General features: G+C 69.6%; 28 protein-coding genes. 14 read left to right on the forward strand and 14 right to left on the reverse strand.

Annotation, left to right across the window (positions count from 1 at the left end; all coding sequences use genetic code 11):
* Positions 1 to 55 precede the first annotated feature (55 nt).
* Positions 56 to 1,498, forward strand: a complete 1,443-nt coding sequence (locus AB8M46_RS27295) for an amino acid permease (protein WP_037337087.1) — start codon at positions 56 to 58, stop codon at positions 1,496 to 1,498.
* Positions 1,495 to 2,859, forward strand: coding sequence for an aldehyde dehydrogenase (NADP(+)) (locus tag AB8M46_RS27300; RefSeq protein ID WP_394362095.1), 1,365 nt, complete (start codon positions 1,495 to 1,497; stop codon positions 2,857 to 2,859). Before AB8M46_RS27295 ends, AB8M46_RS27300 begins: the two co-directional genes overlap by 4 nt.
* Before the next feature lie 81 nt (positions 2,860 to 2,940).
* Here the strand turns inward: AB8M46_RS27300 and AB8M46_RS27305 are convergent, their stop codons facing one another.
* The 3 genes from AB8M46_RS27305 to AB8M46_RS27315 are packed head-to-tail and all read right to left on the reverse strand — an operon-like array spanning position 2,941 to position 5,980.
* Complete coding sequence (locus tag AB8M46_RS27305) at positions 2,941 to 4,155, reverse strand: amidohydrolase family protein (protein WP_394362096.1); 1,215 nt, start codon at positions 4,153 to 4,155, stop codon at positions 2,941 to 2,943.
* On the reverse strand, positions 4,152 to 4,592 hold the full coding sequence (locus AB8M46_RS27310) for a GAF domain-containing protein (RefSeq protein WP_394362097.1): 441 nt from the start codon (positions 4,590 to 4,592) through the stop codon (positions 4,152 to 4,154). Before AB8M46_RS27310 ends, AB8M46_RS27305 begins: the two co-directional genes overlap by 4 nt.
* Positions 4,589 to 5,980: an MFS transporter gene (locus AB8M46_RS27315; protein ID WP_378427582.1), complete on the reverse strand. Its 1,392-nt coding sequence runs from the start codon at positions 5,978 to 5,980 to the stop codon at positions 4,589 to 4,591. The genes AB8M46_RS27310 and AB8M46_RS27315 overlap by 4 nt, the downstream gene beginning before the upstream one ends.
* Before the next feature lie 144 nt (positions 5,981 to 6,124).
* Here AB8M46_RS27315 and AB8M46_RS27320 point away from each other — a divergent pair, with 144 nt between their 5' ends.
* The 5 genes from AB8M46_RS27320 (at position 6,125) to AB8M46_RS27340 (ending at position 9,656) form a co-directional block, all read left to right on the forward strand.
* A complete protein-coding gene (locus AB8M46_RS27320; protein ID WP_037337104.1) occupies positions 6,125 to 7,051 on the forward strand; it encodes a MurR/RpiR family transcriptional regulator in 927 nt (308 codons plus the stop codon).
* 79 nt (positions 7,052 to 7,130) lie between these two features.
* Complete coding sequence (locus AB8M46_RS27325) at positions 7,131 to 7,295, forward strand: hypothetical protein (protein WP_394362098.1); 165 nt, start codon at positions 7,131 to 7,133, stop codon at positions 7,293 to 7,295.
* Positions 7,296 to 7,333: 38 nt separating this feature from the next.
* Positions 7,334 to 7,696, forward strand: a complete 363-nt coding sequence (locus tag AB8M46_RS27330) for a hypothetical protein (RefSeq protein WP_394362099.1) — start codon at positions 7,334 to 7,336, stop codon at positions 7,694 to 7,696.
* Positions 7,689 to 8,801, forward strand: coding sequence for a VanZ family protein (locus AB8M46_RS27335; RefSeq protein ID WP_378427588.1), 1,113 nt, complete (start codon positions 7,689 to 7,691; stop codon positions 8,799 to 8,801). Before AB8M46_RS27330 ends, AB8M46_RS27335 begins: the two co-directional genes overlap by 8 nt.
* A gap of 426 nt (positions 8,802 to 9,227) precedes the next feature.
* Positions 9,228 to 9,656, forward strand: coding sequence for a hypothetical protein (locus AB8M46_RS27340; RefSeq protein ID WP_394362100.1), 429 nt, complete (start codon positions 9,228 to 9,230; stop codon positions 9,654 to 9,656).
* On the opposite strand, the gene AB8M46_RS27345 is transcribed toward AB8M46_RS27340, so the two are convergent.
* The 4 genes from AB8M46_RS27345 to AB8M46_RS27360 all read right to left on the reverse strand — a co-directional run bounded on the left by AB8M46_RS27345 (position 9,629) and on the right by AB8M46_RS27360 (position 13,381).
* Entirely contained in the window at positions 9,629 to 10,723 is a 1,095-nt protein-coding gene (locus AB8M46_RS27345) for a S1 family peptidase (protein ID WP_394362101.1), read from the reverse strand. The genes AB8M46_RS27340 and AB8M46_RS27345 overlap by 28 nt on opposite strands.
* Before the next feature lie 309 nt (positions 10,724 to 11,032).
* The gene (locus AB8M46_RS27350; RefSeq protein WP_394362102.1) at positions 11,033 to 11,938 is read right to left on the reverse strand and encodes a M56 family metallopeptidase; all 906 of its coding nucleotides are present in this window, start codon (positions 11,936 to 11,938) and stop codon (positions 11,033 to 11,035) included.
* Positions 11,935 to 12,297: a BlaI/MecI/CopY family transcriptional regulator gene (locus AB8M46_RS27355; RefSeq protein WP_034306262.1), complete on the reverse strand. Its 363-nt coding sequence runs from the start codon at positions 12,295 to 12,297 to the stop codon at positions 11,935 to 11,937. Before AB8M46_RS27355 ends, AB8M46_RS27350 begins: the two co-directional genes overlap by 4 nt.
* 37 nt (positions 12,298 to 12,334) lie before the next feature.
* The gene (locus tag AB8M46_RS27360; protein WP_394362103.1) at positions 12,335 to 13,381 is read right to left on the reverse strand and encodes an NlpC/P60 family protein; all 1,047 of its coding nucleotides are present in this window, start codon (positions 13,379 to 13,381) and stop codon (positions 12,335 to 12,337) included.
* A gap of 165 nt (positions 13,382 to 13,546) precedes the next feature.
* On the opposite strand from AB8M46_RS27360, the gene AB8M46_RS27365 reads away from it, so the two are divergent.
* From AB8M46_RS27365 to AB8M46_RS27375, 3 genes are read left to right on the forward strand one after another with little or no spacing between them, the layout of a single operon-like run.
* Positions 13,547 to 13,843, forward strand: coding sequence for a hypothetical protein (locus AB8M46_RS27365; protein ID WP_394362104.1), 297 nt, complete (start codon positions 13,547 to 13,549; stop codon positions 13,841 to 13,843).
* 54 nt (positions 13,844 to 13,897) lie between these two features.
* Positions 13,898 to 14,947 carry a PLP-dependent cysteine synthase family protein gene (locus tag AB8M46_RS27370; protein WP_394362105.1) on the forward strand — a complete coding sequence of 350 codons (1,050 nt, stop codon included), beginning with the start codon at positions 13,898 to 13,900 and terminating at the stop codon, positions 14,945 to 14,947.
* Positions 14,944 to 16,176 (forward strand): MDR family MFS transporter, encoded by a 1,233-nt coding sequence (locus AB8M46_RS27375; RefSeq protein WP_394362154.1) that lies wholly within the window; start codon positions 14,944 to 14,946, stop codon positions 16,174 to 16,176. The genes AB8M46_RS27370 and AB8M46_RS27375 overlap by 4 nt, the downstream gene beginning before the upstream one ends.
* Here AB8M46_RS27375 and AB8M46_RS27380 read toward each other — a convergent pair.
* The 3 genes from AB8M46_RS27380 to AB8M46_RS27390 are packed head-to-tail and all read right to left on the reverse strand — an operon-like array spanning position 16,155 to position 17,839.
* Positions 16,155 to 16,721 (reverse strand): vitamin K epoxide reductase family protein, encoded by a 567-nt coding sequence (locus AB8M46_RS27380; RefSeq protein WP_360084582.1) that lies wholly within the window; start codon positions 16,719 to 16,721, stop codon positions 16,155 to 16,157. The two genes, AB8M46_RS27375 and AB8M46_RS27380, sit on opposite strands and share 22 nt — an antisense overlap.
* Positions 16,718 to 17,386 (reverse strand): DsbA family protein, encoded by a 669-nt coding sequence (locus AB8M46_RS27385; protein ID WP_394362106.1) that lies wholly within the window; start codon positions 17,384 to 17,386, stop codon positions 16,718 to 16,720. Before AB8M46_RS27385 ends, AB8M46_RS27380 begins: the two co-directional genes overlap by 4 nt.
* Positions 17,387 to 17,443: 57 nt before the next feature.
* On the reverse strand, positions 17,444 to 17,839 hold the full coding sequence (locus AB8M46_RS27390) for a hypothetical protein (RefSeq protein WP_394362107.1): 396 nt from the start codon (positions 17,837 to 17,839) through the stop codon (positions 17,444 to 17,446).
* Positions 17,840 to 17,933: 94 nt separating this feature from the next.
* On the opposite strand from AB8M46_RS27390, the gene AB8M46_RS27395 reads away from it, so the two are divergent.
* The 3 genes from AB8M46_RS27395 to AB8M46_RS27405 all read left to right on the forward strand — a co-directional run bounded on the left by AB8M46_RS27395 (position 17,934) and on the right by AB8M46_RS27405 (position 20,340).
* Positions 17,934 to 18,287 carry a VOC family protein gene (locus tag AB8M46_RS27395; protein ID WP_125736944.1) on the forward strand — a complete coding sequence of 118 codons (354 nt, stop codon included), beginning with the start codon at positions 17,934 to 17,936 and terminating at the stop codon, positions 18,285 to 18,287.
* 104 nt (positions 18,288 to 18,391) lie between these two features.
* The gene (locus AB8M46_RS27400) at positions 18,392 to 19,195 is read left to right on the forward strand and encodes an endonuclease/exonuclease/phosphatase family protein (protein WP_394362108.1); all 804 of its coding nucleotides are present in this window, start codon (positions 18,392 to 18,394) and stop codon (positions 19,193 to 19,195) included.
* Positions 19,192 to 20,340, forward strand: coding sequence for a family 43 glycosylhydrolase (locus AB8M46_RS27405; protein WP_394362109.1), 1,149 nt, complete (start codon positions 19,192 to 19,194; stop codon positions 20,338 to 20,340). The genes AB8M46_RS27400 and AB8M46_RS27405 overlap by 4 nt, the downstream gene beginning before the upstream one ends.
* A gap of 48 nt (positions 20,341 to 20,388) precedes the next feature.
* On the opposite strand, the gene AB8M46_RS27410 is transcribed toward AB8M46_RS27405, so the two are convergent.
* The 4 genes from AB8M46_RS27410 to AB8M46_RS27425 form a co-directional block, all read right to left on the reverse strand.
* Positions 20,389 to 20,946, reverse strand: a complete 558-nt coding sequence (locus AB8M46_RS27410; protein WP_394362110.1) for a PadR family transcriptional regulator — start codon at positions 20,944 to 20,946, stop codon at positions 20,389 to 20,391.
* A 40-nt stretch (positions 20,947 to 20,986) separates the two neighbouring features.
* Positions 20,987 to 21,853 carry an alpha/beta fold hydrolase gene (locus tag AB8M46_RS27415; protein ID WP_394362111.1) on the reverse strand — a complete coding sequence of 289 codons (867 nt, stop codon included), beginning with the start codon at positions 21,851 to 21,853 and terminating at the stop codon, positions 20,987 to 20,989.
* Between the two features lie 24 nt (positions 21,854 to 21,877).
* Positions 21,878 to 23,269, reverse strand: a complete 1,392-nt coding sequence (locus tag AB8M46_RS27420) for an NAD(P)/FAD-dependent oxidoreductase (RefSeq protein ID WP_394362112.1) — start codon at positions 23,267 to 23,269, stop codon at positions 21,878 to 21,880.
* Between the two features lie 71 nt (positions 23,270 to 23,340).
* Positions 23,341 to 24,021: a TetR/AcrR family transcriptional regulator gene (locus AB8M46_RS27425; protein WP_394362113.1), complete on the reverse strand. Its 681-nt coding sequence runs from the start codon at positions 24,019 to 24,021 to the stop codon at positions 23,341 to 23,343.
* A 161-nt stretch (positions 24,022 to 24,182) separates the two neighbouring features.
* Here AB8M46_RS27425 and AB8M46_RS27430 point away from each other — a divergent pair, with 161 nt between their 5' ends.
* Entirely contained in the window at positions 24,183 to 24,893 is a 711-nt protein-coding gene (locus tag AB8M46_RS27430) for an RNA polymerase sigma factor (RefSeq protein WP_394362114.1), read from the forward strand.
* Positions 24,894 to 24,904 lie beyond the last annotated feature (11 nt).

Consider the following 24,904-nt stretch of genomic DNA (forward strand, 5'->3'; position numbering starts at 1 on the left):
TCCCCATACCCACCGCAGACCCGGGCCGCCTCGCGCGGTCCGGAAGGGATTTGTCATGCCCGAATCAACGACGATCCGGCCTCAGCCCAAGCTTTTCTCGCGCTCCGGGCTCTTCCGGCGCAAGTCCTTCGAAGGTCCCGACGAGGCCGGTCCCGGCGGGCTTCCCCGCACGATGGGCCTCTGGCAGCTGGTCTCGCTCAGCCTCGGCGGCCTGGTCGGCGCCGGGGTCTTCTCGCTGGCGGGTGTGGTCGCGAACCAGCAGGCCGGACCCGGCGTGATGATCTCGTTCCTGATCGCGATCATCGCCAGCTCGGCGGCCGCTCTGTGTTACGCGGAGTTCGCCGGGCTCATCCCGCGTGCCGGATCCGCGTACACCTACTCGTACGCGGCGCTGGGGGAGATAGCGGGCTGGCTGATCGGCTGGGACCTGCTGCTGGAGTACACCGCGATCGTCGCGGTGGTGGCGATCGCGGTGTCCGGCTACCTGTCCTACGTCGTGGAGCAGGTCGGCCTTGACCTGCCGTCGTGGATGCTCGGGGCACCAGGGACCGGGCCGGGGCACCGCGTCGACCTGTTCGCCGCGCTGCTGTGCCTGCTGCTGGCGTTCGTCCTTTCCCGTGGCAGCAAGCAATCCGCCCGGTTCGAGACGGCGCTGGTGGTGATCAAGCTGGCGATCGTGGCGCTGGTCGTGGTCGCCGGCGCGTTCCACATCTCGGCGGGGAACTTCAGCCCGTTCCTGCCCTACGGCATCGGCGGCGCGGTCGCGGGCGCGGCGACGACGTTCTTCGCGGTGTACGGCTACGACGCGATGACGGCCGCCGCGGAGGAGAGCGTCGAGGCGAAACGGTTGCTGCCCAAGGCGATCATCGTGTCGCTCGCCATCGCGGCGGTGATCTACCTGCTGGTGTCGATCGTGCTGGTCGGCATGCAGCGCTACGACCAGATCGACGTGCACAGCCCGTTTTCGAGCGCGCTGGCCGCGGTCGGGCTGGCCGGGCTCGGCACGGTCGTCGCGGTCGGCGGCATTCTCGGGATCACCACGTCGGCGTTCGCGAACATGCTGGCGGTGTCGCGGATCTGGTTCGCGATGAGCCGGGACGGCCTGCTGCCGCGGTACTTCGCCCGCACCCACCCCCGGCGCAGGGTGCCGACGCGGGTGATCTGGCCGGTCGGGATCGGCTCGGCGGTCATCGCGGGCTTCCTGCCGATCAAGGAGGCCGCGGATCTGACGAACATCGGGATCCTGGCCGCGTTCATCGTCGTGTCGATCGCGGTGGTGGTGCTGCGGCGCACCCGGCCGGATCTGCCGCGGTCGTTCCGCACGCCGTGGGTCCCGTTCGTGCCGCTGGTCGGGGTGGCGTTCGCGGTCTGGCTGATCGCGAACCTGGACGCGCTGACCTGGCTGCGGTTCGCGGCCTGGATGGTGCTCGGGCTGGTGGTGTACGCGCTGTTCGGATTCCGGAACTCGGCGGAGAACCCGGAAAGGAAGGAAGCATGAAGGAAATCGAGCGGGCGGCGGAGATCGCCGCCGCATGGGCCGCGGTGCCGCCGACGACGCGGGCGGAGGTGATCACCGGTGTCGCCGACGCGCTGGACGCGGCGGGGCCGTCCCTGATCGAGATCGCCGACGCGGAAACCAGGCTGGGAACCGCACGGCTGACCGGCGAACTGGCCAGGACGACGTTCCAGCTGCGGCTGCTCGCGGCCGGGAGCGGCGCGTACTACGACGTCCGGATCGACCGCGCCGACCCGTCGTGGCCGCCCGGGCCGCGTCCGGAGCTGCGTCGCTATCGGACCGCGGTGGGGCCGGTGCTGGTGTTCGCCGCGAGCAACTTCCCGTTCGCGTTCAGCGTGGCGGGCGGGGACACGGCGTCGGCGTGGGTGGCCGGGTGCCCGGTGGTGGTCAAGGCGCATCCCGGACATCCGGAACTGTCCCGTCGCACCGCGGCGATCATCGAAGAGGCTCTCGGCCCCTGGGGTGACATCTTCGGCCTCGTCGAAGGAGAATCCGCCGGCGTGGAGGCGCTGCGTCACCCGGCGATCGCGGCCGCCGCGTTCACCGGATCGGTGGCCGGCGGCCTCGCCCTGGCGCGGATCGCGGCCGAGCGGCCGGTCCCGATCCCGTTCCACGGCGAGCTCGGCAGCGTCAATCCGGTGATCGTCCTGCCTGGCGCCGCGCGCTCTGAAGACCTGGCGGCGGGCTACGCAGGCTCGCTGACACTGGGCAACGGGCAGTTCTGCACGAATCCGGGTCTGGTGTTCGCGCCGTCGGAGAGCCCGTTCGTGGATCGCGTCGCCGAACGGTTGCGCGGGATCCCGGCCGCGCCGTTCCTGAACGACCGGATCGCGTCCGGCTTCGACGCGGGTGTGGAGCGCCTGACCGGGATACCGGGGATGCGCGAGGTCGTCGCCGGTCCTGGAGCTCGGCTGCTCGAAATCGACCTGGCCGACTTTGTCTCCGAAGCGGCCGAAGAGTGCTTCGGTCCGGTGGGCGTCGTCGTGCGGTATTCGCGGCTTTCCGACGTCCTGCCGGTGCTGTCGGCGTTGCCCGGTCAGCTGACGACGACGGTGCACGCGCTGCCCGAGGAGTCCTCCGATGTCGAAGCGCTGCGGCCGGTGCTGGCCGACCGCAGCGGGCGGATCCTGTGGGGCGGCTGGCCGACCGGGGTCGCGGTGACCGCCGCGATGCAGCACGGCGGACCGTTCCCGGCGACGACGTCACCGGCGTCGACCTCGGTCGGGACGGCGGCGGTGGACCGCTTCCTGCGTCCGGTGTCCTATCAGGACTGGCCTTCGCATCTGCTGCCGGAACCGCTGCGGGACGACAACCCTTGGGGCGTTCCGCAACACTTCTCGTGAGCTTGAAGTACGTGAAGGCCCCCTTCACTGCGCTAGACGCAATGAAGGGGGCCTTCACGTACTTCGGGGTGACCGCGCGAGTCAGGCGGACACGACCGTCCCGCCCTGCACGACGTACCGGAACTTCTCCGGCTCCGCCAGCACGCCGACGTCCTCCAGCGGATCCCGGTCGACGACCACCAGATCCGCGTGCGCGCCCGGCGCGAGCGTGCCGATCTCGCCGGTCAGGTTCAGCAGATCCGCCGCCGTCGACGTCGCGGAGCGGATCACCTCCAGCGCGGACTGGACCTCGCCGCGCAACCGGAACTCGTGGTTCTGGTGCCGGTGCATCCCGCCGAGAAGATCACTGCCGTACACCAGTTTCACCCCGCCGCGCGCGGCCCGCTCCAAAGCGGCCATCCCCGCGCCGAGCACCTCGTCGACCTTGCGCCAGCTGGATTCCGGCAGCCCGTGCTCGCGCCCTTCTTCCTTCAGCGCCCAGTACGTCACCAGGGTCGGTACGAGGTATGCGTCGTGCCGGAGGAACAGTTCGACACTCAGGTCGTCGATCAGGTTGCCGTGCTCGATCGACCGGACACCCAGTTCCAGCGCGCGATTCACCGCGCGGGCGGTGTACGCGTGCGCGGCGACGTAGCGGTTGGCCGCTTCCGCCTCCTCGACGATGGCGCGCAGTTCCTCGCCGGAGTACTGCGTCGAGTCGATCCGGTCGGTGGGGGAGGCGACGCCGCCGGAGGCCATCACCTTGATGTGGTGCGCTCCCTTGCGCAGTTCGTCGCGCGCCGCCGCGCGGACCGCGTCGACCCCGTCGGCGACCCGGCCGAGACCGGCGCAGCACGGGTGGTCTTCGCTGGTGTTGGCGCCGCGCGTCCGGCTGTCGCCGTGCCCGCCGGTCTGGCTCAGCGCGCGGCCGCAGAACAGCAGCCGCGGGCCGCGGAACAACCCTTCGGCCTGTGCGTCCGAGAGGCCGTAGTCGGCGCCGGAAGCGTCACGGACCGTCGTGAAGCCCCGGTCCAGCATCCGGCTCATGGTGCGGGCGCTGTGCGCGGTCACGTACGCCGGTGACGACGCGGGCAGCGACCCGAGATCCGCGGTGGACGCGGTGACGTGCACATGGGCGTCGACGAGCCCCGGCAGCACGAACGCTCCGTGCAGGTCCTCGGTCCGCGCGTCGCCCGCGGTGAGACCGGTGCCGATCTCGACGATCCGGCCGTCGGCGCACCGGAGGTCGCCTTCGGTGTACTCGCCGGTGACCGGGTCGAGCAGGCGGGCGTCGCGCAGCAGCAGCGATCCGTTCATCGGGTCTCCTCCAGGAGTTCGCGCAGGGCCGGGACCGCCAACGGTGCCAGAGATCGCGCCACCGCGACGGAATCCTCGTCGTAATGGCCTTCCGCGTCGAGGAGGTTGAGGACGCCGAGGGTGCGGCCGTCGTCGACCACCGGCACGTTGATCACCGCCCCGCAGCCGAGGCTGTCGATGAGTTCGTGGTCGGCGAAGATCTCCCGCACCGCCGCGCTGTCCGGCCCGAAGTACGGCTCCTGCCCCGTGATGCACCGCTCCAGCCAGCCGGCGGCCACCTCGACGGTCTTCTCACCGCCGACCGGGTATTCCACGGGGTGGCTGCTGTGCACGCGCCGCAGCGCCCGCCGTTCGGGCACCCAGGCCAGCACGGTGAACAGCCGTACGCCGATCGTGGCTCGGGTCTTGTCCTCCACAGTGGACAGTGACACGGTCACTTGGTCATCTCCTTGGCGGTCTTCACGGGCGCGCCGTGTTCGGTCAGTTCTTCCAGGGAACGGCCGGCGGTGGACAGGCCGAACACGACCACACACACCACCCCGGCCGCCAGGACGGCGGTGGTGAGGCCGAAGACGCCCGCGAAGCCGAGGCTGGCGGCGGACAGGCCGATGATCGTCGGGGCCAGGATGCTGCCGACCCGGCCGAACGCACTGGACAGCCCGGTCCCGCTGGCGCGGATCCAGGTCGGGAACACCTCGGGGGTGTAGGAGTACACGCCGGCGTACGTGCCGTTGAGGAAGAACGACAGCACCGCCCCGGCGAGGGTGATCGACCACGGCGCGTCCATCTGGCTCAGCCAGAACGCGCTCACCGCCGAACCCGCGAGGTACAACGCGATGGTGTGCTTGCGGTCGAGCCGTTCCGACAGCCACGCGGCGGAGAAGTACCCGGGGATCTGCGCCAGGTAGATGATGATCGAGAACTCGAAGCTCTTGGTCACCGTGATGCCGCGCTCGACGAGCAGCGTCGGGATCCAGGAGAAGAAGCCGTAGTAGGAGAACGTGATCACGAACCAGACGGTCCAGATCACCGCGGTGCGGCGGGCCATCGCCGGGCTCCACAGGAACTTCAACGCGCTGAGGAGATTGACCTTGGGGGTCTCCGTCGCGGGCTGGGCATCTGCCTCGGCGACGGCCGGAAGTGCTTGCCCTGTCGCCTTTTCGACGTCCCGTTCGAGTTTCGAGACGATCTTTTCGGCCTCGGCGTGACGTCCGTTCGCGACCAGGAACCTCGGTGATTCCGGCAGCGAGCGGCGCCACCATAGCAGCATGACGATCGGCAGCGCGGTGATCAGCTGCGCGACCCGCCAGCCCTCCGGCACGGTCGGGACGATGAACCGCCCGATCAGCGCGGCCATGACGAATCCGAACGAGAAGAACCCGGCCAGCGCGCCGACGAACCAGCCGCGTCGTTTGGCGGGGACGAATTCCGACAGGAACGGCGCGATGATCGCGCTTTCGGCGCCCGCGCCCGCTCCGGCCAGCACCCGCGCGCCCAGGAAGACCTCGTAGTTGGGGGAGAAGGCCGCGACCACCGAGAACACCGCGTAGAAGGCGAGCGCGTACATCATGACCTTCTTGCGGCCGATGCGGTCGCCCAGCAGGCCGGCGGCGATCGCGCCGAAGAGGAAGCCGAACGGCGTCGCCGAACCGATCAGCCCGAGCTGGCCGTTGTCCAGGCCCCAGGCGGCTTTCGCGCTCGGCAGGAGGAAGGCGACGACGGCGGAGTCCATGCCGTCGAAGGTGTAACCGAGTCCGCCGATGAGCAGGAGTTTGTAGTGGGGACGGCTCAGCGGGAGCCGGTCCAGTCGTGCCAGAAGCGTCATGGGGAACGCCTTCCGTGGTTCGGGCGACTAGGAGAGACGAGAGTGCGGACAACGTATACTGCGTTTCGACAAAACTGCAATGGTTGTTGCAAGTGGTTCGACGGGCACGATGCGTTACCGTGGCGCGGTCGAGGGAGGGCGTGCGTGACAGAGACGGGAACCGACGACGGTTTCGAGGCGTGGCTTCGGGATCGGACACCGGAACGAGGCCTGCGGCCGAAGTCGGCCGCGGTGCTCGAGGTGCTGGTCTCGCAACCGCGCCGGGCGTCGTTCGGCTCGACGGCGGAGCTCGCCCAGCTCGCCGGGGTCAACGTCGCCACCGTCACCCGGACGGCGCAGGCGCTCGGGTTCGCCGGCTGGCCGGCGCTGCAACAGGAGTTGCGGGCGCGGTACATGTCGTCGCTGAGCGCGCCGCAGGTGGCCGAGGAACACCGGGACGTCGACTCGCCGGGTTCGGCTTCATTGCGCCGGGACCTCGACAGCCTCGCCCTGCTCAACCGGCGGTTCGCCGAGGACGAGATCCGCCAGGTCGCCGAAGCCGTCGCGGGGGCGCGCCGCACGGTCGTCATCGCCGACGGCAGTTACGCCGCGGTCGGGATCGCGTTCGCGCACAACGCCCGGCTCGCCGGGTACGACGTCCACGCGATCACCGCGGGCGACGCCGAACTCGCCAACGCCACGGCGAAGCTCTCCTCCGAAGACGTGCTCATCGCGATCAGTTTCTGGCGCCTGTACGAAAGCACCGTGCTCGCCGCGAACGAAGCGAAGGCCAGGGGAGCGCGCGCCTTCGCCATCACCGACGCGGCGAGTCCCGCGCTGGCGGGCGCCGTCGAGCAGGTGTTGATGGTGCCCGCGGAGGGCGTGACCTTCTTCCCGTCGCTGACCGCGGGGATGAGCCTGGTGCAGGCGATCGTCGCGCAACTCGCCGCCGTCGACCCGGTCCGCACCGGGGAGTCGATCGAGGCGGCCGAGGCCATGTGGTCGCGGTTCGACCTGCTGCACCGCCGCCCGGGATCGGCCGATCGGACAGTGCCGAAAAGGCCGACCGGTGGAGGCGTCTCCGCCGGATGACCGATCCGCCGCCCCCTGCCGGGAGGCGATCCTGGTTCCAGGCCGCCGGAACGGGCGGCACGGGATCGAGGAGGCCGAAATGACCATCATCGCGACTTTGGGTGCCTACGCCGGGCTCGCGCTTCTGACGTTGATGGCGGCGACGCCGCTGCTGGTCGAACTCGACCAGCGGTTCCCGGTCACCCGCCGGGCGAAGGCGGCCGAACGGGAACGCCGCATGCCCGCCGGGCTCGCCTCGGCGTGACGCAGAGCACAGATTCGCTCCCGGACTACCTCACGTGAGTGATTCGCACTCTGCCAATTCGTAACTTTGTGTCGCGCTATGAAACGCTCTGTGACGTGACCGTGGATTTCTGCACCAATGCCCAGCCGTCCGACACCTTCGCGGAGTTCCGGAGGAACGTCGACGAACTGACCCAGGCCTTCATCGACGCCTGTCGTCAGGGCCGTACGCCGGGCGATGCTTCCCTCGACCTGCTGCAGCGGGTCCATCGCGAAGACCGCAACTGGGTCGTCGTCCACCTGACCTTCGCCATCGCGGCGCTCGCGCATCAGCGAACGCTGGCGCCGGCCGACACCGTCACCCGGCCAGGTGGCGTGACGGGTGCGCCGGAGCGCGCGTTGTTAGCTTCCGCGAGTGACTGATCCGACCATCTCCGCGGTCATCGCGGTGTTCGCGGGTTTCGTACTCGCGGGCCTCCTGGCCGTCCCGTACATCGCCGCGAGCTACCGGCGCCGCGGCGAACTCGGGCTCTGGCGGGTGCTGCTGGTGTTCGGGTTCCTGGTCTACGCCATGTCACTGTGGACGTACACGTTGCTCCCCATCCCGGAGACGACGACGGCGTGGTGCGCCGAACACGCGTCCAGCCATCTGCAACTGCGCCCCTTCCAGTTCGTCGCCGACATCCGCCGTGAACAGACCGGCGCGGGGCTGCGGGCGTTCCTGCGCAACCCGGCCGTCCAGCAGGCGGTGTTCAACGTCGCCTTGTTCGTGCCGCTGGGGATGTTCGTGCGGCACCTCTTCCGGCGGGGTTTCCTCACCACCGTCGCCATCGGTTTCGCGGTCTCGCTGTTCATCGAAGGCACCCAGCTGACCGGCGTCTGGTTCCTGTTCGAGTGCCCGTACCGGCTGGCCGACGTCGACGACCTGCTGACCAACACCCTCGGCGCCGCCGTCGGGTTCGGGCTCGCCCCGTTGCTGCGGCTGCTGCCGGGGAACGAACCGTCCGCGCCGCCCGGGACACCGCGGCCGGTCACCGCGCGCCGCCGCTTGCTCGGGATGGCCGTCGACGTCGTGTCCGTCATCCTGCTCGGCACGACGGTCGGGATCGTGACGACCCTGCTCGTGGGTGAACCGAACACCGTGGTCACCGCGCTGATCGGCACCTTCCTGCCCGCGCTGCTCCTGCTGTTCGTCATCCCGGTGGTGGGTAACGGCGCCAGCTTCGGGCAGCGCGTCGTGTTGCTGCGCCCCGCCGGTCCGGACGGCGGGAAACCCGCCCTGTGGCGGATGATCGTGCGATTCCTGACCGGGTCCGGCGGCTATTTCACGCTGCTCACCCTGGCTTCGGTGGTCAATGGAGGCTTCGAGCCGCTCGCGAACCTGCTGTTCTTCGCCAGCGGCATCCTCGCGATCCGGCCCGAAGGCCACCAAGGACTTTCCGGGCTGATCGCCGGCCTGCGCATGGCCGACGTGCGGGCGCTCGACGACCAGGAGGTGCCGAGTCTCGTGCGCGGCAAGGACGGTTAGGGCCCGTTGCCTGATGTGCCGTTCTGGCGATCGTGTCGCGAAGTGGGGTGAAGGCTCCCTTCACCGCATTAGGCGCGGTGAAGGGAGCCTTCACCCCACCATCGACCCGCCCGCGAGACGACACACGTGTCTGGACGGACGACACACGTGTCTGGACGGACGACACTCGACAGGACTCCGCCCTCGCCGAGTGTCGTCCACGCGCGACCCACCCCTGTATCGGCGTTTCTTGTTGCCGGGTGCCGGCGTAGAACGACGCGAAAGCCACCTTCGCGACGTCTGACGTCCCGAAAGTGGCTTTCGCGACACGCCTCCGAACCAGGACCGTCCTTCCCACGCACGAGGCTCGCCACCCGATCGGGTCGACCCTGCCGTTCCCGCGAGTCATTCCGCCTGGCAGGAGGCACGGGCCGGAACACTCGCCCGGTGGACGTGGAGTCGATGGACGACGTGGCCGACTGCCTGCTGTCGGTGGCCTGGAACATCTTCCCGTTGATGGGGAAACCTCCCGCGAGCCCGGGGAACCGGACGGAGGAGATCCGGACCCTGCTCGTCGACGCCTGCCACGACGCCGGGATGCGCGCCCGCGAACGGGCCGCGTCGCACGGAGCGGGAACCGAAGAAGAACGCCGTCCCTTCCTGCGTCTCGCGGAGATCGGGACCGACGCGAACCTGTTCCTGGGCATGGTTTCCGGCACGCTGGTCGCCGATCCCGAGCGCATCCGCCGCCGCTGGGCCGAGATCGAGACGCTCGTCCTCGAAGTGGGGGAGCTCGCCGCGCTGATCGAGGGGCGACCGGAGGACCGGCCGCCCCTCGCCGCGGGAGATCAGTCCTTTTCCAGCGTCAGGTCGTAGCGGTCGAGCACCTCCTTGACGGGCTGGAAGAACGTGGTGCCGCCTTCGCTGCAGTCACCGGAGCCGCCCGAGGTCATGCCCTGCGCCTGCACCAGTTTCGTGCCGGAGCCCGACGAAGGACGGCTGACGAACGAGCCGCCGGAGTCACCGGGCTCGGCGCAGGCGTCGGTCTGGGTGAGGCCTCGCACGATGTTCCCGTTGCCGTAGTTCACCGTCTGGTCCAGGGCTTCGACCCGCCCGCAGTGCCAGTGGGTGGTGATCCCGGACCGGCAGATCCGGCCGCCGACACCGACCACGTCGGCCCCCTCGATCCGTACGTCGGTACCGTCCTCGTAGCGGTCGACGCGGGGCGGGGTCGAGACGTCGGAATGCGTCACCTTGACCGTCCCGTAGTCGTTCCCGGGGAAGGACGATTTCGCGACCTTGCCGATCGTGCCGCCGACGCCGCGCACCGTGCCGCCGAGTTCGGTGCAGTGGCCCGCGGTGATCACGTAATGGTCGTCATCGTCGTAGGCGTTGAACCCGACCGAGCAGGCGCCACCGCTGAAGTACAGACCCTGGCCGCCGACCACGCTCCACAACGGCCGCGGCGCGCTCTTCACGTGGTCCACCCGCACCGGTACGCCGGCGGAGGCGGCCCATGCCCGGCCCGCAGGATCACCGCCCACCACGCTCACCACGACCTCGTTCGCCGGTACGTCGACGTACCAGCCGGCGACCGAATCGGGCAGATCCCCGGTTCTGTTGTCCAATGTGGACTGGATTCGCTTCAATTCGGCGGCGCTGTGCCTGAGCACCTTCGGATTCGCGCCCGCGGCGCGGATCCTGGCCGACTGGCGCGCGTCGGTGGTGCCGACGACGAGTTCGCCGGTCGTGGTGTCCAGCCAGGTGCCGGCGAACGCGGCGCCGAGCGAGGTGCCGAGTTTCTGCTGCGCGGCGGCCAAAGTGGCCGGTCCGGCCGCTTCGTTCAGCACCGCTGTCGCCGCCGAAGCCGGGGCCGCGAAGGCGGTGACTGCCGCGGCGGCGCCGATCAGGACGGTCAAGGTGCGCAGGGGGCGTCGGATCACGAAAACCTCCAGGAAATTCAGTGCGGGAAACCCTCCTCATTCGACGTTACGACAGCGGGACGTCGCGCGAATGCCGCCATTTGAGTAGCGCTGTGAATTCGCCTTTCCGGCTCAGTGGAATGGTCATCCCTCACTCGTGTGAGTGGAAACTGCACGATTTGCCGTCCCCGATTCCCTGACCGGCGAACGACTGACAGCGACGTGCGTACGTCCATTCGGGAAAGCGACGGTCAAGGCCGGAAAACGGGGATCACCTGATGGTGTCCGCGCTGAACCCGTTCGTCCGCATCGGTGACGAACGCGTTTCTTTCACCAGCAGGAAACAAGACCCGCCGTGAACATCACGCCGACGGTGAGCACGGGCGGGGCGAACAAGGCCAGTGTTCCGCCCGCGACGGCCCGCACCCGTTCCGGAAATCGCGACGGCCCGCTCGGGTGCCGCGCCAGCCAGCGCAGCCGGAGCGCGGTGTCGCCGTCGGCGGCCTGGATGGACAACAGCGCCGAGCGCACGGTGTCCGGTCCGTGCCCGGCCGCGGCCGCCCGGTCGGCCGCGAGCTCGACCAGCAGCCGGACCGCGCCGGGGAGTTCTCGCATGAGCGGCACGAAACGCAACGTGCGGCCGAGCGTTTCGGCGCAGCCAGCCAGGAAATGGTGTCTGCCGCGCAGATGGGCGCGTTCGTGGGCCAGCACCGCGGCCAGTTCACGGGACGACAACCTTCCGGCCAGACCCTGGCTGGCGACGATCAGGCCGTCGCGACCGCCGAGGCTGTAGGCGATCGGACGATCGTCGGGCAGCCACAGGGTCGGCCCCGGTCGCGCGCCGGACAGCCGGAGCACGTCGAGATGGCGCCGGTGCAGGAGCGTGCTGCGCTTCCGCCGCCGCGCGGTGGACAGCGCGAGCCGGGCCGCCGCGATCGCGAGCGCGATGGCGGCGAAGGTCCCGGCGACCGGATCGAGGCCCGGAAGGCCGCTGTGGCCGACGGCCGCCCAGCATTCGTGGAGGATCCGGGTGATGGCCCCGGCGGGGCCGTGGTCCGGCAGGACGAGGAGCAGGACAGCGCCGAGCGTGCCGGCGAGGACGCCCGCCGCGGTCAGCAGCCACCACGCGAGCGCGGTGCCGGGGCTGATCCCGCCGGCGGTCAGCCTGCCCAGCAGCCGGGGTGAGAACCAGCCGGTCACCACCACGCCGAACAGGAGCACCGCCGCCAGGATCATCGCTTGCCGGGCTTCCGTCGCAAGGCCCGCCGCAGGATGTCCGACTCCTCTTCGGTGACCGAGCGCGCGAAATGCAGCAGCACGGATTCCCGGTCTTCCGAAGCGTCGAGGAGTTCGCGGAGGCTTTGCGCGGTGGCCTCCTCCCGGGTCGCCACGGCGCGGTAGCGATACGCGCGATTCTCCATTTCGCGTTCGACCCATTCCTTGCGGTGCAGGTTGTCGAGCACGGTCATCACCGTGGTGTAGGCGAGGTCGCGATCCCGGTTGATCGCCTCGAGGACCTGGCGCACCCGCAAGGGTTCCGCCGCGTCCCAGAGCACGTCCATCACCGACGCTTCGAGCTCGCCCAGCCGTTGCATGACACCTCCGCCGGGAAGGATACTGTGCCGCCCCCGCTCAGCCGACGACGCGCCGTGCGCCCATCAGGTGCCCGTCGCCCTTGACCGAACGGACGTCGACGAGCTGGCCCTCGGTCGGCGCGTCGACCATCTTGCCGCTGCCGACGTACATGCCGACGTGGTGGATGGCCCCGGGGTTGCCGGTTCCGTCGTCGTAGAAGACGAGGTCGCCGGGCACGAGCGCGTCCAGCGGGACGGGCTTCCCCACGGTGTACTGCTGGCGGCTGGTGCGCGGGAGCGAGATGCCGGCCTGCTTGTACGCCCACGACGTCAGGCCGGAGCAGTCGAATTCGCTCGGCCCGGTGGCGCCCCATTCGTATCGTGAGCCCCGTTTGGACAGCGCCGCCTGCAGTGCGTCGTTCGCGGCGCCGGGCGGGCCGAGATAGGAGCCCTTGTCCTGGACCTTGCCGAGTTTCGCCTTGTCCGCGGCCGGCAGTTCGCCGAGTGCCTGCCGCACCTTGGCGATCTGGTCGTCGAGGTCCTTCTTGCGGGTGCGGACCTGCTCCAGCGCCACCGTCGCGTCGTTCGCCGCGAGCTGGGCCGTTTCCCGCGCGTCCGCCGCCGTGGCGCGTGCCGCCTGGGCCTTCCCGAGCGCGTCACGCAGGCCGTTCAACGCCTTGGCCTTCTCGTCGGCCAGGACCGACAGCGCCGAGGAACGGTCAAGGAACTCCTGCCTGCTGCCGCTGTCGAGCAGCAGGACGGCGTTGCCGAGCCGCTCGCCGCTCATCGCGGACCGCGCGATCGCCTCGACCTGGGGCCGGAACCGATCGATCGCCGACTGGGCCTGCGTGAGGTCTCCGTCGGCCCGGCCGAGAGCGGCCGTCGCCTGGTCGCGCTCGGTCTCGCGGGTCTTCAGCCGGTCCTGGGATTCCTGCAGGTCCTCGTCGGCCTTGGCCGCCTGGGCGCCGAGTTCCTGATAGCGCCGCATCGGATCCTGGCCGTCCGGCGCCGGTTGCGCGCTCGCGGGGAGCGCACCGAAGCCGAGGAGCATGAGGGCGGCGGTGGCGGCGAAGGGATGCCGCGGCGAGCGCCTAGAAGGGGTCACGAGTGCCGAATCTCCTGTCGCGCAGGTTCAACTATCGCGCTTAGTAGTACGGGGACGGTTGTGAGCGCGCGGTGAAGTCCTACTAAGACACCTAGTACTAAGACGCGTGGGAGATTTGCTACGGTGGGAACCGTGAGTGTCTCTCCGGCTACTCTTCGTCGACTCGTGGTGGCCTTGCTGCTGCTGGTCGTGGCGGGTTCGGGAACCGTCGGCTGCCTCGACGGGCACGTCGAGGCAGCCGCCACGTCGGCTTCGCATGACTGCCCGCCTCGTGAGGGACACGCGCACGCCCGCTCGCTCACCACCCTCGCCGTGCGCAGCGAGGAGTCTCCCTCGGCGCCGGATCTTTCGTCCTCGACGGTGGGCGTGGTTTCGCCTGTGGAGCAAGGGAAGACACGTCTGCTTTCCGCCGGGCGGAAGGGATACCGGACACTCGTCGAGTTGTGTGTTTCGCGGACCTGATGGACGTCGCGCCGTCCTGCTTCCGTCCGTACCGCACAGAAAGACGAATCCTCGATGAACGCTGTCCTGCCCCAGCGCGCGGCGCTTGCCGTCGGCAACACGCCCGTGCTCTGGATCGACGAACGACTCACCGGCTCCGGTAAGGGTTTCTGGGCCAAACTGGAGGGTTTCAACCCCGGCGGCATGAAGGACCGCCCCGCGTTGCACATGGTGGCGGCGGCCAAGGCCCGCGGCGAGCTGGCCGACGGCGCGACGATCGTCGAGTCGACCAGCGGGACCCTCGGGCTCGGGCTCGCGCTGGCCGGGATCGTCCACGGGCATCCGGTCACCCTCGTCACCGATCCCGGGATGGAACCGATCGTGCGGCGGATGCTCACCGCGCACGGCACCCGCGTCGACCTCGTCACCGAACCCCATCCGGTGGGCGGCTGGCAGCAGGCGCGCCGCGACCGGGTCCAGCGGGTGCTGGCGGAGCAGCCTGGCTCCTGGTGTCCCGACCAGTACCACAACCCGGACAACGTCGACGCGTACGCGGGCCTTGCCGAGGAACTGGCCGCACAGCTGGGCCGGATCGACGTGCTGGTGTGCTCGGTCGGCACCGGCGGGCATTCGGCCGGGACCTTCCGCGCGCTGCGGCGGTATTCCCCGCAGCTGCGCCTGATCGGCGTGGACACCGTCGGCTCGACGATCTTCGGGCAGCCAGCCACCTCACGGCTGATGCGCGGGCTCGGGTCGAGCATCCATCCGCGCAACGTCGACTACGACGCGTTCGAGGAGGTCCACTGGGTCGCCCCGGCCGAGGCGGTGTGGACCTGCCGCCGTCTCGCCGCCGCCCAGTACGCGACCGGCGGCTGGAGCGTCGGCGCGGTCGCCCTCGTGGCCGCCTGGCTGGCCCGCACACACGATCCGGACGTGCGGATCGCCGCGATCTTCCCGGACGGCCCCCAGCGTTACTTCGACACCGTCTACAACGACGAGTACTGCGCGGGACACGGGCTGCTCGACGTGGTCCCGGTGAGGGAACCGGACGTCATCGGCCACCCCGGCGAACGCGTCGTGGAACGCTGGACCCGGTGCCGCACGATCGTGGATCCCGCACGGTGACCGGGTTCGCGGAGCGGTTCCGGTCGTTCGACCGGCCCAGCAAGGTGCTGATGGTCAACCAGTTCACCATCAACGTCGGGTTCTACATGCTGATGCCGTACCTGGCGGGCTACCTTTCGGGCCCGCTGGGGTTGGCGGGCTGGGCCGTCGGCCTGGTGCTGGGCATCCGCAACTTCTCGCAGCAGGGCATGTTCCTGGTCGGGGGCACACTGGCCGACCGGTTCGGCTACAAACCGCTGATCGTCGCGGGATGCGTGCTGAGGACGGCGGGGTTCGCGTTGTTGAGCGTGACATCGTCGTTGCCGTCGCTGATCGTCGCGTCCGCGGCCACCGGATTCGCCGGGGCGCTGTTCAATCCGGCGGTCCGCGCCTATCTGGCCGCGGACGCGGGGGAGCGGCGGCTCGAGGCCTTCTCGGTGTTCAACGTGTTCTACCAGGGCGGGATCCTGGCCGGGCCGGTGGTCGGGCTCGCGCTGACCGCCGTCGACTTCCGGTTGACCTGCCTGGTCGCCGCCGCCGTCTTCGGCGTCCTGACCGTGGTGCAGATACGGGCGCTGCCCGCGCACGAGAACGAACGCGACCGCTCGTCGGTCTGGTCGGACTGGCGCGTCGTCATGGCGAATCGCTCCTTCCTGCTGTTCGCGCTGGTCATGATCGGCTCGTACGTGCTGTCCTTCCAGACCTATCTGGCGCTTCCGATGGAGGCCCGGCGGATCACCGGATCGGAGACGTCGGCGACCGTGCTCATCGCCGGCCTGTTCGTGATCTCCGGCGGGCTCGCGATCGCCGGGCAGCTCAAGATCACGGCCTGGGCCAAGGACCGGTGGCCGCCCGGCACCTGCCTGGCCGTGGGCATGACGTTCATGGCCGCGGCCTTCGTCGCGCCGCTGACCGTCGCCAGGGCGGGCCCGGTCGTCGCGGGAGCCGGATTGCTCGTCTCCGCGGCCCTGCTGGCGGTGGGGACGGTCGTCGTCTTCCCGTTCGAAATGGACACCGTCGTGCGGCTTTCCGGCGATCGGCTCGTCGCCACGCATTACGGCTTCTACAACACGATCGTCGGCGTGGGCATCCTCCTCGGCAACCTGTTCACCGGCACCGTCTTCGACCTCGCACGCAAGGCGGGCTTCCCGGAGTTCCCCTGGCTCGCCCTGACGGTGATCGGGGCCGTCTGCGCCTGCGGTTTGCGTGGTCTCGACCGGAGCCGTCTTCAGACGAGCGTCGTCCAGTAACTCCAGAAGGCCTGAAGGACCGCGACGGTGACGGCGGCGTACCAGACCACGAGCACCACGCTGTGGTACCGGAGCGCCGCCTTCACCTCCGGTCCTTTGTGGAGGTTGTGCAGGGTCGTGTACCAGAAGACGGCGATGGTGACCGCCCACACGACCATGCAGTAGGGACACAGTGCGCCGATGACGTACAGGCTCTGGATCATCAGCCAGTGCACGAACACGACCCCGAGCGCCGAACCGATCTGGAGGCCCAGCCAGTACCACCGAGGGAGCCGCGCCCCGCCGAGCAGGACGACCCCGGTCGTGACGACCACGCCGAATCCGGCGATCCCCAGCAGCGGGTTCGGGAAGCCGAACAGTTCCGCCTGCGGTGTCTTCATGATCGAGCCGCAGCTGAGGACCGGGTTGATACTGCAGGTCGGGATGTAGGAGAAATCCTTGAGCAGCCGGAACTTCTCGATGGTGAGGACGAACGACGCCAGCAGCCCGATCGCGCCGCCGGCGAGCAGGACCCACGGCGTCGCCCGGACGGCGAACGGCTTCACTTGGCCAGTTCCCGGTCGATGGCCGCCTTGAGGCCCTGATAGGACGGTGACCCCGAGAACTTCACGCCGTTGACGAAGAACGTCGGTGTGCCCTCGACGCCGATGTTCGCGCCGTCGGTCCGGTCGGCCAGCACCCGGCCGAGGGTGACCTGGTCGTCCAGCGCGGTCTCGAAGGCCTTGAGGTCGAGGCCCAGCTGCCGCGCGAAGCCGAGGAAGGTTTCGCGATGGGAGACTTGCTGGTCGCCCCACTCCGGCTGCTTCTCGAACATCAGGCGGTACATCGGTTCGAGCTTGCCCTGTTGGCCCGCCGCTTCCACGGCCCGGGCGGCGAGCTCGGCGTTCCGGTGACTGGGGATGGGGAAATAACGCATGACGAACGTGACCCGGTCGCCGTACTCGGCTCGGAGCCGCTCGACGCCCGGGAAGGCGGCGCCGCACGCCTCGCATTCGAGGTCGAAGAACTCCACGACGGTCACCTTGCTGCCCGGCGGGTCGGAGAGCCGGTGGCTGTCGGGCCGGACGAGGATCGACGCGGGTATCACCGGAGGCGCGTCCGCCTGCGCGGCCGGGGTGTCGTCACCGAGATTGGTGAAGACGAGCAACGCGGCCACGACCGCGATCACGACGGCCACGACCGTCAGGGAAACCTTGGTGTTCTTGGTCATTCTATTGTGTCCTTGGCTGGGTTCCGGCAACTGAAAACGGCAGGGGGCGACGCCGGATCAGGTACGGGAAACGCAGAGCAGGACAAGGGGCGGAGTGCTCGAAGAAGACCTCGCCGGTGAGGTCGGCGGCACTCCCGCCTCACGGCGTCGATGCTGCCGGACGAGGAGGAAGAGCACGGCGAGCAGCGCCACGCCGATACCCGTCAGGTCGTCGAGGTGGCCGTCCGGAACGGGTTGCTCCACCGGGCTGAGCAGGGACGTCGCCGGATCGCATTCGCCGTCCGGGCCGGTGACGTGGGTCGCTTCGGCGGCGAAGAGGGGAGCGCAGGGTGAGCCGGCCGCCGCGGCGCCATCACTGCACAACGCGCTCTGCAGGAGGGCGACGGCGGTGAGTACGGCCAGCACGGCGAAAAGCCGCGCGGTCATCCTCACTGTCGTCGTTCCGCCGGTCACGGGAGCAGGGTAAGGGCGACCTTGTAAAGCCGACGCGAACTCGGACAAAACGGCCTACAGTGGTCGGCGATCCCGAGTGGAAGGACGACGTGCCGTGCCGAGGTTCAAGGATGTCTACGCTGTTCTGCCGGTTTCGGACCATGCCGCCGCGGTCGCCTGGTACGAGCGGTGGATCGGGCGGCGACCCGACACCGAACCCATGGAAGGCGTCGCGGAATGGCTGATCGCCGGGAGCGCGGGCATCCAGGTCGCCCACGACCCGGAACCCGCGGGCAAGAGCACCGTGGTCATCGGCGTCGAAGACATCGACGAGACCGTCGGCGACCTCGCGGAGCGCGGCGTGGAATGCGGCCCGGTCCAGGACTTCGGCTTCGTCAAATTGACGGAGATCGTGGATCCGGCGGGCAACAAGGTCACCTTCGTCTGGGAGAACCCGTCGCCTCGGTGATCGGGTCAATTCTTTCCGGAAGATGACGGCATCGCGCTCGCCGTTGCCCGTGGCGGGCGGCCGATGGTCCGATTCCCTCCGTCATCGACACTGGAGGGAATTCCATGAAGCATTCGAGGCGCAAGGCTTTCGCGCTGGCACTGCTCGTTCCGGTCGCCACGCTCGTCGCGGTGCCCAGCGCGGAGGCGGCGACCGAACGCACGATCAAGGTCGTCACCTACAACGTGGGCGACGCGGGCGGGCTCAAGGCCGACCTCGTCCGTCTCATCGAGACCGAACGTCCCGCCGTCCTGGGACTGCAGGAGGTCGCCGACCGCGAGGACGTCGTGCGGGAGGCCGCGGCGGCGACGGGCTACGTCGCCATCTACGAGACGGATCGTCGCGCGATCAAGCACAACGCCATCCTGGTGCGCGGCAACATGACCATCACCGGCCATGGCGCGGGCGAGATCTCACCCGCGTCCAAAGTGGACCCCTCCACGCCCGGTACGGGCCCCGCCGAGCCGGGAGACTGCGGCTGCTGGGTGCCGCCCAAGTACGTCAACTGGGTGCGGGTGGGAGGCGCGGGCTTCGAGTGGGTCGTCGGCGTCGTGCACCTGACCCCGTCCGCGCAACGGTTCGAGCTCAACCGCGAACTGCACAACCTGCAGGTCCGCAACACCGCGGACTGGTTCTCTTCGCGGGCGGCCGAGCCGATCGTCATGGGGGACTTCAACGCCGAGCCGGGTTCGGAGCTGATGACCGGGCTGCGGCGCGTGGCCGACTCCTACAGCGCGCCGAGCCACGACGGCAGGGCCATCGACCACGTGTGGGCCAAGAAGGACTCGACCGGGTCCGCTGTGGACGCCCTCGGCGGCTACGGGAGCGACCACCGGCCGGTGCGCGCCCGCGTGACGGTGACCCGATGATGCGGCGCGCTCTGATCGCCGTCCTGTGCGGCGTCAGCCTCCTGACGGCCGGGCCGAGCGCCGCCGCCGAAACCGGGCCCCGCGACGAGTCGCTGGACTTCCGCTTCCCGGCGGCGGATCTGATGCGGATCCCGGAGACGAACACCTACGTCGCGGTCGGCGCGAGCGTCCCCGGCAAGAAGCTTCCTTATACGAAGGTCGAGTTCAGCGGCGGAACCTTCCAGCGCCGAGGCGCCGTCGACGGCGACGCCTGGGACGGCGTCACGTTCCCCGCGGGCTATTGGGCGAGACCGGACTCTCCACTGTGGACACCGGCGTTGTTCGCGCATCAGGAGGACGGCCGCGTCGTCTACTACGTCTTCTACAGCGCGGCGCTGCCCGGTTCCGAGCCCGCCGGGCAGGCCAAACACTGTATCGGCTACGCGACCTCGTTGCGGGCCACGGGCGGGTTCGTCGCCAACGCGGATCCGCTGTTCTGCCCGGATCGTGGCTGGGCGATCGACGCCGACGTGAGCAGGGGACAGGGCGAGGTCTGGCTGACCCTGCGCAACGGCGCCTGGACGCAAGACCGGGTCACCGCCCTCGGTGCCGCCAAACTGGACTTCGACCGGTCCCGCCACGTGCGGCGGATAGCGGAAGCCGACGCGAAGAAGCTCATCGACAACGCGAACCTCGAGTGGACGCACCACAACAGCCCGTCCGACGACGTCCTCACGATCGAGAATCCCAACGCCGTCCGCATCGACGGGGACTGGTACCTCTTCTACTCGGGGAACAACTGGTACGCGAACCGGTACTCCACCGGCGTCGCCCACTGCGGAACCGCGCTGACGGACAACCGGTGCACCCCGATGGCCGAGCAGCGCGCGTACTTCTCCTACGAGCCCGACCCGGAGGGAGAGCCGCGGTTCCGGCCGGGACTGCCGGACAAGTTCCGCAAGAAGAACCTGCCGGGCAACAAACGAGGTCCAGGCGCGTTCAACGCCTTCCAGGCGCCCGACGGATCGTGGTGGGCCTCGTGGAACTACATCACCGACGCGAGCCCGTTGCCGCAGGAGGATCCTTCTCCGGAACGACGGAGCCGGATCGGCCGATTGACGAAAACCGGCAGCGGTGCCACGGCCGAGTTCAGCGTGAGCTGGTGAGTCCCTGAGGAAGCGGGTCTCCGTGGCCGTGGAGACCCGCTTCGTCGCTCAGTCGCGGGCGGCCGCCTGCAGCCGCTCGATGGTTTCGTCGATCCAGGCGACCCAGGTCTGAGCCATCATCTCGCCGGCCCGGCGGACCGAGTCCCAGACGAGCGGGTCGAGTTCGTTGCCGCCGGGGAGGGCGGTGGCCGCGGCGATCTGTTCCGGCATTTCGACGGCGAGCCGCTCGTGGTCCTTCACGTGGAGGTCGCGCATGACCCGGAGCTGGGTCACGGTGTCTTCCGGCGAACGGGAGCCGGCGAAGAAGAAGCGGACCATGAAGGGCACGCGGACCGGGTCGAGTTCGGTGACCAGCTCGTTCTGCCAGGAATCGAACGCCGCCCGCCCGGCGTCGGTGATCGTGTACACGCGGCGGTCCGGCCTGCTCTGCTGTGGCTCCACTTCGGACACGACCAGGCCGTTGTCCTCGAGCTGGCCCAGCGTGCGGTAGATCTGGCTGAGCTGGGCGGGCCAGACGAAGTGGATGCTGGAGCGGATCGCGGTGGCCAGGTCGTAACCGGTCATCGGTTGCCGGAGCAGGAAGCCCAGCAGGGCGAATCTGAGCATCGGGCTCCTCTCGGCGGGAAACCCGGAGGATAGCAATCGGTCAGACCCGCTCGGCGTGCCGTGCGAACCAGGCGGAGAGGAGTTCGGTGACGCGCCGGGGCTGTTCGCGATGCGGCCAATGCCTGGTGTCGAGCCAGTGCAGCTCGGCTTGCTCGCACCGCGCCGCACTGGGTTCGGCGAGGTGCTTGCCGAGCGCGCCGTCACGGCGGCCCCAGATGATCTGCGTCGGCACGCGCACCGTCATGGGATCCGCGGTGCGAAGCGACGTCAGTATCGACCGGAACATCGCGCGGTACCAGAAGAGCGGGCGTTGGATCGTGCCGGGATGGCGCCAGACGGCGCGGTGCCGGTCGAGGTCGGCGTCGTCGAGGTGGGCGCCGTGTTCGAGCATCGCCGCCAGCATCGCGCCGTCGCGGGCGCCGAGGATCGCCTCGGCGAGTCCGGGGATTTGGAACGCCACCATGTACCAGCTCCGCAGCAGCTGGGAAGGTTTGCGTCGCAACGAATCGGCGAACACCTGCGGGTGCGGGCAGTTGACGATGGTCAGCGATCGGACCAGCTCCGGTCGTTCGCTCGCCACCGCCCAGGCGACGGCCCCGCCCCAGTCGTGCCCGACCAGATGCACCGGTGCCGCGTCTTGCCGCTCGATGAGCAGGACGATGTCCTCGGCCAGCTTGGGCATCGCGTAGTCGGCGACGGTCGCGGGCTTGGACGACAGGCCGTAGCCGCGCTGATCCGGCGCGAGTACCCGGTACCCCTGCTCGGCGAGCGCGGTCATCTGCGGCTCGAAGGTGAACCACAGATCGGGCCAGCCGTGGAGGAACAGCGCGGCAGGGCCGTCTTCGGGGCCGTCGGTCTCGACGTGGAGCAGGACGTCGTCGACGTCGACGAACTGTGGCCGGAACATGGGCGGGCTCCTCGTCGGACGGGTTCAACCGGCGCCGAGGACGGCGGCGACGGTGGCGGACAGGGGACCGGGATCGCGGTCGCGCAACGGCCTCAGCACCCGCCGGACGATGCGCGGGGAGCCGAGTGACGACAACGGCCGGTGGAGATTGAGCACGTCGTTGAAGGCCGCCGCCACTTCGGGATCCAGTGCCGCCGCTCGTTCCAGGCGGTTGCGATAGCCCTCGCCGAACCTGGCCGTCCAGGGTGACCGGACTCCTTCGGTGCGGCATCCGTAGCGGATGTCCTCTCCGAGCGCGAGGCGCCAGGCTTCGGCGGAGGTGGCGGCGATGGCCCGTGCCGCCCGCCTTTCCAGCCCCGCGTCGTCCCCGGCGGCGAGCGCCCGGCCGAGCGCGGCCGCGGACAGCGCCGCCACGCTCATTCCCTGGCCGTAGATGGGATTGGCCGCGCTGGCGGCGTCGCCGAGCGCGATGACGCCACCGGGCAGTTCGCGAGCCCGGTCGTAGTGGCGCCGGGTGTTGCTGCGCACGCGGAAGGCCCGGATCGGTCCTGCCGGTGCCGACCGGCGAAGTGCCTCGGCCACCACGGGCGCGGTGAAGCGATCGGCGAAGTCCCGCAACCCGGCGAGATCCGACGGTACGGGTTCGTCGCGGGCGACCGAGCCGAACGAGATGTGCAGCAGGCCGTGCTCGATACGCAGGACCACACCGCCGACTGAGGAGCCGGATTCGGCCTGGCCGCCCAGGATGGCCAGCCATTCGGGATCGAAGGACGGATCGGGTTCGGTGACGACGCTGACGTAGCGGACGTCGGAGTGGACGATCGATTCCGGTGCTGGCCGGTACCCGATCCGTTCGAGCCACTCCGGCAGCGGTGAGCCGCGGCCCGAGGCGTCCACGACCAGGTCGGCGCCGAGTTCCTCGTCGGGCGTCCGGATGCCGGTGACCCGCCGACGGATCCGGTCGGCCGTCAGTCCGATGGCGGGTGTCCGGTCCAGGATCGTCACGTTCGCCAACGCCCGGACGTGGTCGCGGATCGCGTGCTCGATCAGGATCCGGCTCGCGCCGAAGCCTCCGCTCCACCACGCCGGTATCCGGATGGTCGTCCCGCCGCGGACGAGGAAGAGCGAACGATCACCCATCGCGGGGTCGCCGGACCCCGGAGTGAGCGCGCCACGGGCGGCCAGCTCCGCGGACAGACCGGGGAACAGTCCCACCAGTACCCGGCGGCCGGAGCCCAGCAGGCCGTGCGCGTGATGCGACTGCGGGACGAAGCGCCGATGCTCCGGCCGGTCCGGGAGTTCGTCACGCTCGACCACGACCACCTCGGCGTAGTGCTCGGACAGGACCCGTGCGGCCACGAGACCGGCGACCCCCGCCCCGAGCACGAGCGCACGGTCCCGCCGAAGATATGACATGAGTCATATATAACTTGTGGAATAGCAGAGGTCAATGGCCGACCACGCCGGGCCGGCGGTGAAGGCGGCGATCAGAGTGCGGGAGGCGGCGGTAGCGTCACGTGGGGATCGAGTTCGACACCGCCCATTCGGAGCGTGTCGTCGAGCAGGCGCCATATCCAGCGGGTGAGCTGAGCGGCCAGCTCGGCTCTCGTTACGCCGTGGGGGTTTTCGAGCCATTGCGCGGCGCAGGAGTCGACGAGGCCGACCACGCCGAACGCGACGGTTTCGGCGATCCGCGGGTCCATTTCGAACGTCTTCAGGTAGTGCTCGAACAAGTGGGTCAGCTGTCGCGCGAGGACGGTCCTGACGTCGGCGACCGTGTCCCGTCCGCCGTGGGACCGCGAGTTCAGGTAGCGGTAGAGATTGCCGTTCTCGGCGAGCCAGCCGGTATGCGCGTCGACTGCCAGCGTGATCATCCGCATCGCGCTTCCCCGTTGTTCCCACAGCGGTCGCAGCGCGGTGGTGAGCCGTCGCGCGGCTTCGTCCGCGATGGCCCGCTGCAGGTCCGTCGCGCCGTCGAAATGCTTGTACAACAGTGGCCGGGCGATACCGGCTTCGACGGCGATGTGCGCGGTCGAGGCTTGAGGTCCGTGCTCGGCGATCGCGCGAAGGGCCGCCTCGACGAACTCGCGACGGCGCCGCTCGCGTTGTCCTGCCCAGCGGGTCGCGCGGCCATCGCCGGGGCGTGTGGTCGCTGAGGAGGAGGACATCCCGTGAAGCATACCGTCACGGGTAAGGGTTACGTCGTTGTATCTGTTACTTTGTGTGCCACTCCGTGGCGAAGGGTGCACGCGAACTCGCGCCGTGGGCAGTGTGTGCGGCAAATCCCTTGCCGGCCAACCGGAATCTGGAGAATGCGAGGTGGGATGCCGTGGACGACTCTCCGCCGGACGCGCTGCTGCTCGGCAGGCTCCGCGACGGCGATCTCGGCGCGGGCGACCTGCTGTTCCGGCGGCATTCCGGCCCGCTGCGGCGGATCGCCGCGTGCTGGGTCCGCCAGCCCGCCGAACAGGACGATCTCGTGGCCGAAGCGTTCGCGCGTGTGCTGGCCGCGGTTCGCGACGGCGGCGGACCGCGCGACGAGTTGCGGCCGTATCTGGTCGTCACGATGCGCAACCTCGCCGCCCGGTGGAACCGTCACCGCCTGCGGGTCCAGCCCCACGCGGTGGTCCCGGCGACGGAAGCGGCCGAAGGAGCCGACGGGCCGGCCCTGCGAGCGTCGACCGATCAGCTGCTCCGGTCGGCTTTTCGCACGTTGCCCGTGCGGTGGCGCGCCGTGCTGTGGAGCACCGTCGCCGAAGGACACACTCCGGCCGAGCTGGCGCCGATCCTGGGCGTGTCGCCGAACGGCGTCGCCGCGCTGGCCCACCGCGCCCGCGTAGGTCTGCGAGAGGCATATCTCCAGGCGCAGACGCCCAAGGTGCCGATGGTGCGCGAGGTGATCGGAAGGTGCTCCGGCCCGGGCGTCCGTCGCCCGATCGCCGCGGCCCGGGCGGACGACGAACGAGCGCGGTACACCACAGTGGACAGTGACAAAGAATGTCGTGGCACTCCACAGCATTCCGGCGAGACTTCCGGATAGGTCTTCCGGCA

Origin of the sequence: Amycolatopsis sp. SB7-3, assembly GCF_041021335.1 — a bacterium.
GTDB classification, from domain to species: Bacteria; Actinomycetota; Actinomycetes; order Mycobacteriales; family Pseudonocardiaceae; genus Amycolatopsis; species Amycolatopsis japonica.

Excerpts from the sequence above, each read along its gene's own strand:
- AB8M46_RS27355 (WP_034306262.1), bottom strand. The coding sequence starts at position 12,297 with ATGCAACGGCTGGGCGAGCTCGAAGCGTCGGTGATGGACGTGCTCTGG.
- AB8M46_RS27400 (WP_394362108.1), top strand. The coding sequence starts at position 18,392 with ATGAAGCATTCGAGGCGCAAGGCTTTCGCGCTGGCACTGCTCGTTCCG.
- AB8M46_RS27385 (WP_394362106.1), bottom strand. The coding sequence starts at position 17,386 with ATGACCAAGAACACCAAGGTTTCCCTGACGGTCGTGGCCGTCGTGATC.
- AB8M46_RS27325 (WP_394362098.1), top strand. The coding sequence starts at position 7,131 with ATGACCATCATCGCGACTTTGGGTGCCTACGCCGGGCTCGCGCTTCTG.
- AB8M46_RS27295 (WP_037337087.1), top strand. The coding sequence starts at position 56 with ATGCCCGAATCAACGACGATCCGGCCTCAGCCCAAGCTTTTCTCGCGC.
- AB8M46_RS27405 (WP_394362109.1), top strand. The coding sequence starts at position 19,192 with ATGATGCGGCGCGCTCTGATCGCCGTCCTGTGCGGCGTCAGCCTCCTG.
- AB8M46_RS27350 (WP_394362102.1), bottom strand. The coding sequence starts at position 11,938 with ATGATCCTGGCGGCGGTGCTCCTGTTCGGCGTGGTGGTGACCGGCTGG.
- AB8M46_RS27410 (WP_394362110.1), bottom strand. The coding sequence starts at position 20,946 with ATGCTCAGATTCGCCCTGCTGGGCTTCCTGCTCCGGCAACCGATGACC.
- AB8M46_RS27305 (WP_394362096.1), bottom strand. The coding sequence starts at position 4,155 with ATGAACGGATCGCTGCTGCTGCGCGACGCCCGCCTGCTCGACCCGGTC.
- AB8M46_RS27415 (WP_394362111.1), bottom strand. The coding sequence starts at position 21,853 with ATGTTCCGGCCACAGTTCGTCGACGTCGACGACGTCCTGCTCCACGTC.
- AB8M46_RS27300 (WP_394362095.1), top strand. The coding sequence starts at position 1,495 with ATGAAGGAAATCGAGCGGGCGGCGGAGATCGCCGCCGCATGGGCCGCG.
- AB8M46_RS27315 (WP_378427582.1), bottom strand. The coding sequence starts at position 5,980 with ATGACGCTTCTGGCACGACTGGACCGGCTCCCGCTGAGCCGTCCCCAC.
- AB8M46_RS27370 (WP_394362105.1), top strand. The coding sequence starts at position 13,898 with ATGAACGCTGTCCTGCCCCAGCGCGCGGCGCTTGCCGTCGGCAACACG.
- AB8M46_RS27420 (WP_394362112.1), bottom strand. The coding sequence starts at position 23,269 with ATGTCATATCTTCGGCGGGACCGTGCGCTCGTGCTCGGGGCGGGGGTC.
- AB8M46_RS27425 (WP_394362113.1), bottom strand. The coding sequence starts at position 24,021 with ATGTCCTCCTCCTCAGCGACCACACGCCCCGGCGATGGCCGCGCGACC.